Here is a 5,703-nt window from a genome sequence, read left to right on the forward strand (position 1 = left end):
GCCGCGCGGCGCCTGCACCAGGAGGACGCCGAGGCGAGCGCCCGCATGGCGGGGCACGGCCTCGCGCTCCTGGACGAGCTGCTGCCGGGCGGCGGGCACCGGATCCTCACCCACTGCAACACCGGTTCGCTGGTGTCCGGCGGGGAAGGGACGGCGTTCGCGGTCGCGCTGGCCGCGCACCGCGCGGGGCGGCTGCGCCGGCTGTGGGTCGACGAGACGCGTCCGCTGCTCCAGGGGGCCCGGCTCACGGCGTACGAGGCGGCGCGCAGCGGGATGGCGTACACGCTGCTCACGGACAACGCGGCGGGGTCGCTGTTCGCGGCCGGGGAGGTGGACGCCGTGCTGATCGGGGCGGACCGGATCGCGGCCGACGGGTCCGTTGCGAACAAGATCGGGAGCTATCCGCTGGCGGTCCTCGCGCGCTACCACCACGTGCCGTTCGTCGTGGTCGCCCCGGTGACGACCGTCGATCCGGAGACGCCGGACGGGGCGTCGATCGAGGTCGAGCAGCGGCCCGGGTACGAGGTGACCGAGGCCGTCTCCCCGCAGGCGCCGGTCGTCGGGGCGGGCGGCGGGGTGCCGGTGGCGCCGCTCGGCACGCAGGCGTACAACCCGGCGTTCGACGTGACGCCGCCCGAGCTGGTGACGGCGATCGTCACCGAGGAGGGCGCCGTCTCACCGGTGACCGCCGCGTCGCTCGCCGGGCTGTGCGCGAGGTCACGGCGGGTGATGGGCTGAGCGGCGCGGGGTGCTGTGCGCGGGGGCCGAGGGGGCCCGGGCAGACAGTGACCGCCTCCTGCGGCTATGGTCACGGGTCAGTGACCTGCCTCACCTGCGCGCCGGGCACCGTTATGAGAATGAGATGATGTCGTTTATGAAGGGACGAGTCCTTGTCGTCGACGACGACACCGCACTGGCCGAGATGCTCGGCATCGTGCTGCGTGGTGAGGGTTTTGAGCCGTCTTTCGTAGCCGACGGTGACAAGGCGCTGGCTGCTTTTCGGGAGGCCAAGCCGGATCTGGTGCTGCTGGATCTGATGCTGCCGGGCCGGGACGGGATCGAGGTGTGCCGGCTGATCCGGGCGGAGTCCGGGGTGCCGATCGTGATGCTCACGGCGAAGAGCGACACCGTCGACGTGGTGGTGGGCCTGGAGTCCGGGGCCGACGACTACATCGTCAAGCCGTTCAAGCCGAAGGAGCTGGTCGCGCGGATCCGGGCGCGGCTGCGGAGGTCCGAGGAGCCGGCGCCGGAGCAGTTGACGATAGGCGATCTGGTGATCGACGTCGCCGGGCACTCCGTGAAGCGGGACGGGCAGTCGATCGCGCTGACGCCGCTGGAGTTCGACCTGCTGGTGGCGCTCGCGCGCAAGCCGTGGCAGGTGTTCACCCGTGAGGTGCTCCTGGAGCAGGTGTGGGGTTACCGGCACGCCGCCGACACCCGCCTGGTCAACGTGCACGTCCAGCGGCTGCGCTCCAAGGTCGAGAAGGACCCGGAGCGGCCGGAGATCGTCGTGACCGTCCGCGGTGTCGGTTACAAGGCCGGGCCGAGCTGACATGTCCGGGGACAGCGCCGCGCCGGCGCCCGGCGGGTCCGGGGCCCGGCCGGAGCGGCCCGTTGCCCCGCAGAGCGGCCACAAGGGCCGTACAGCGTCCCGGGACCGCCTCGGGCGGCTCCTGGAGGGCGGGCTGCTCCAGGGCGGCGTACAGGGCAGCCCAGTGCTTCGGCTGGTGCTGCGCTGGGTGCGGCGGCCGTTGCTGCCGGTCATGCGGCTGTGGCGGCGCAACATCCAGCTCAAGGTCGTCGTCACCACCCTCCTGATGTCCCTCGGCGTCGTCCTGCTGCTCGGGTTCGTCGTCATCGGGCAGGTCCGCAACGGTCTGCTGGACGCCAAGGTGCGGGCCTCGCAGAGTCAGGCGACGGGCGGGTTCGCGGTCGCCAAGCAGCAGGCCGACTCGGAGGCCGCCGGGAACGGCGCTCCGGCCTCCTCGTCCACCGACCGTTCCGCGCAGAGCGTCAGCCCCTGGCTCAGCGGCCTCGTGTCGTCCCTGTCCAGCGGCGGCCAGGGCGCCTTCGACGTCGTCACGCTGCCCATCGGCGGTGGCGCGGGCGGGCCGGGGCCGCGTGCCTCCGGGGGCGTCAGCCCGACCGCGAGTGTGCCGGAGGCGCTCCGCACGCGGGTCAACGACAGCATGTCGGCCGCCCAGAGCTACACCCGGATCCGCTACGACAGCGGCAAGGAGTCGCAGCCCGCGCTGGTCATCGGCAAGCGGCTGAGCGACCCCAACGGCGCCGCCTACGAGCTGTACTACCTCTTCCCGCTCACCCAGGAGGAGAAGTCCCTCAGCCTCGTCAAGGGCACCCTGGCGACCGCCGGGCTCTTCGTCGTCGTCCTCCTGGGGGCGATCGCCTGGCTCGTCGTGCGGCAGGTCGTCACGCCCGTGCGGATGGCCGCCGGGATCGCCGAGCGGCTGTCCGCGGGGCGGTTGCAGGAGCGGATGAAGGTCACCGGGGAGGACGACATCGCGCGCCTGGGGGAGGCGTTCAACAAGATGGCGCAGAACCTCCAGCTGAAGATCCAGCAACTGGAGGACCTCTCGCGGATGCAGCGCCGGTTCGTGTCGGACGTGTCGCACGAACTGCGCACTCCCCTGACGACCGTGCGGATGGCCGCCGATGTCATCCACGACGCGCGCGTGGACTTCGATCCGATGACCGCGCGGTCGGCCGAACTCCTCGCCGACCAGTTGGACCGGTTCGAGACGCTGCTCGCCGATCTGCTGGAGATCAGCCGGTTCGACGCGGGCGCGGCGGCGCTGGAGGCGGAGCCGATAGACCTCCGGGAGGTCGTCCGGCGGGTCGTCGACGGGGCCGCGCCGCTGGCCGAGCGCAAGGGGACGGCCGTCCGGGTCGTCGGCGATCAGCAGCCGGTCGTCGCCGAGGCCGACGCGCGGCGCGTGGAGCGGGTGCTGCGGAATCTCGTCGTCAACGCCGTGGAGCACGGTGAGGGCAAGGACGTCGTCGTCAAGCTGGCCTCGGCCGGCGGGGCGGTCGCGATCGCCGTGCGCGACTACGGCGTCGGGCTGAAGCCGGGGGAGGCCACGCGCGTGTTCAGCCGGTTCTGGCGGGCCGATCCGGCACGCGCGCGTACCACCGGAGGAACGGGGCTCGGGCTGTCGATCGCCCTGGAGGACGCGCGCCTGCACGGCGGGTGGCTCCAGGCGTGGGGCGAGCCCGGGGGCGGCTCGCAGTTCCGGCTGACGCTGCCGAGGACGGCCGACGAGCCGCTGAGGGGGTCGCCGATACCGCTGGAGCCGAAGGACTCGCGCAGGAACCGCGGCGGTTCGGACGGCGCCTCTCGCGCGCGCGAGAAGAGCGCCACCGTTCCGGTGCAGCAGACCGGGGATCGCCTCCCGCGCATGGGAGGCGTCCTTCCCACGGCCGATCCGACGGCTCTCCCGGGCAGCGGTGCCCGGGTGGTGCCCCGCGCGGGGACGCCGGTTTCCGCGGACGTACGACGGGACGGCGCTGATGGTGCCTCCGGGGTTTCCGGTGCCCCCGGTGCTTCCGACGTTTCCGGTGTTTCCGGTGTTTCCGGTGTGGAAGGGGAGGCCGCTCGTGGGCGGTGAGGGGGGCGCGCGGCGCACGCCGGGGCGCACGGCGGCGTACGCGGTCTGCGGGGTCGTCCTGCTGGGCGGCTGTGCCTCGATGCCGGACCACGGTGATCTGCGCGGGGTGGAGTCCACGCCCCGGCAGGACACGCAGGTGCGGGTGTTCGCGATGCCGCCGCAGGAGGGGGCGTTGCCCGTGGTGATCGTCCAGGGCTTCCTCGAAGCGCTGACCAGTGACGATCCGACGTACGCGACGGCCCGGAAGTATCTCGTCGGCAAGGCCGCGAAGAACTGGGACCCCGAGAGCTCCACGACCGTCCTCGACGTGGCTCCCCGGGCGACGCCCGAGCGTTCCGGGGGGCGCGAGGAGGGTACGGACGTGTCGTTCACCCTCGACGGTACGCGCGTGGCCACCGTCGACCATGAGCAGTCGTACGCGCCCGCCGAGGGGAAGTACCTTCAGACGCTGCACCTCGTGAAGGACGACAAGGACCAGTGGCGCATCGACGACGTGCCCCAGGGCGTCGTCATGGGGCAGTCGGACTTCTCCCGCAACTACATGTCCGCCAACAAGTACTACTTCGCGTCCCGCGCGCGCGTGGGGACTCCTTCCGCCGCTGTCGCGGATCCGGTGTACGTCCGTAAGCGTGTCGATCCGACGACGCAGATGGTGCGCTCGCTGCTCGAAGGGCCCACCGCCTGGCTGCGGCCCGTTGTCCGGTCGGGCTTTCCCACCGGGACGCGCCTCGCGGACGACGCGGGGCCGCTGGCGCCGAACGATCAGAACAAGCTCACCGTGCCGCTCAACAGCAAGGCCCGAGGGGTCGGGCAGGCCAAGTGCGACGCGATGGCCGCGCAGATGCTGTTCACGCTCCAGAGCCTCACGCCGGCCGTCGAGGAGGTCGAACTACAGGCCGGTGGGCGGCGGTTGTGCTCGCTCACGGAGAGCCGGTCGGAGGGGGTCGCCGCGCGGGGCTCCGCCCATGGGCCCGAGCATCTGTACTTCATCGACGGCGAGCATCGGCTCCAGCGGATGAGCCTCGGCAGTGACGCCGTTCCGGAGTCCGTGCCCGGTGCGTTCGGGGACGGGGGCAAGGCGTTGCGGGCTGTGGCTGTCGCTCGCGATGAGCGTGAGGCCGCTGGGGTGACCCTTGACGGCAAGCAGTTGTACGTGACCTCGCTGTCGTCCGCCGGGCCGCTCGGCAATCCGTTGCTGACCAGTGCCGGGGCGACCGAGAAGGACCGGTTCATCACGCCCAGTTGGGATGCGCAGGGGGATCTGTGGGTCGCCGATCGCAACCCTGCCGCGCCTCGGCTCTACCTGCTCGGCAAGGGGGCGGACACGCCTGCCGTGGTGAACACTCCTGGGCTTGACGGGCGGATCAATGCGGTGAAGGTGGCCGCCGATGGGGTGCGGATCGCGCTTGTCGTCGAGTCCGGGGGGCGGCAGGCGTTGTTCGTGGGGCGGGTCGAGCGGGAGCGGCTCAGTGGGGGGCGGGAGGTGGTGTCCGTGCAGGAGCTGCGGTCCGCCACGCCTGAGTTGGAGCAGGTGACGGCTGTTTCGTGGGCCTCTGACAGTCGGCTCGTCGTGGTGGGGAAGGAGACGGGGGGTGTGGAGCAGGTGCAGTACGTGCAGTGTGATGGGTCGTTGCCGGACACCGGGGCGTTGCCCGGGCTGACGGAGGTGCAGAGCATTGCCGCGTCCGAGGACAGTGAGGCGCCGTTGTTCGCCACGTCCAAGGACGGGTTGTTGTGGTTGCCCGGGGGGAGTGGGTGGCGGACGTTGAAGCCGACGGCTTCGGTGGCGTTTTATCCGGGGTGAGGTGGGGTGAGCTGAGGTGGGGTGGGGGTTCGGTGTTGCTGGGGTTGTGGGGTGGGTGTGGGTTCGGTGGGGGCTGGGGTGTGGTCGGGTGCGGGTTGGTGGGTGGCTGGGGTGGGGGTGTTGTTGCTTGCCCGCGCTTGCGGGGTGCCGCTGCGCCCACCCGTGCCGCCCCTAGCGGCACGACTGCCCGCAGCTGGGGCGGGGAGGAGGGGCGGGGGTGTGGCTTGCCGGGGCGGGGCGGGGCGGGGCGGGGCGCACTTCGTGAAGGAACTC

At 72.0% G+C, this 5,703-nt stretch carries 4 protein-coding genes; all 4 read left to right on the forward strand.

The window, feature by feature from the left end:
• Positions 1–738: S-methyl-5-thioribose-1-phosphate isomerase (locus ACVNF4_RS31620; protein WP_461806311.1), on the forward strand; the 738-nt coding region annotated here is incomplete at its 5' end.
• A 124-nt stretch (positions 739–862) separates the two neighbouring features.
• Positions 863–1,552 carry a two-component system response regulator MtrA gene (gene mtrA, locus ACVNF4_RS31625; protein WP_005316841.1) on the forward strand — a complete coding sequence of 230 codons (690 nt, stop codon included), beginning with the start codon at positions 863–865 and terminating at the stop codon, positions 1,550–1,552.
• A gap of 1 nt (position 1,553) precedes the next feature.
• Positions 1,554–3,626 (forward strand): MtrAB system histidine kinase MtrB, encoded by a 2,073-nt coding sequence (gene mtrB / locus ACVNF4_RS31630; protein ID WP_461806312.1) that lies wholly within the window; start codon positions 1,554–1,556, stop codon positions 3,624–3,626.
• Complete coding sequence (locus tag ACVNF4_RS31635; protein ID WP_461806313.1) at positions 3,616–5,430, forward strand: LpqB family beta-propeller domain-containing protein; 1,815 nt, start codon at positions 3,616–3,618, stop codon at positions 5,428–5,430. The genes mtrB and ACVNF4_RS31635 overlap by 11 nt, the downstream gene beginning before the upstream one ends.
• Positions 5,431–5,703: the final 273 nt, after the last annotated feature.

The organism is Streptomyces sp. S6 (assembly GCF_054880855.1).

Coding starts and splice junctions, on each gene's coding strand:
- mtrA (WP_005316841.1), top strand. CDS start 863: ATGATGTCGTTTATGAAGGGACGAGTCCTTGTCGTCGACGACGACACC.
- mtrB (WP_461806312.1), top strand. CDS start 1,554: ATGTCCGGGGACAGCGCCGCGCCGGCGCCCGGCGGGTCCGGGGCCCGG.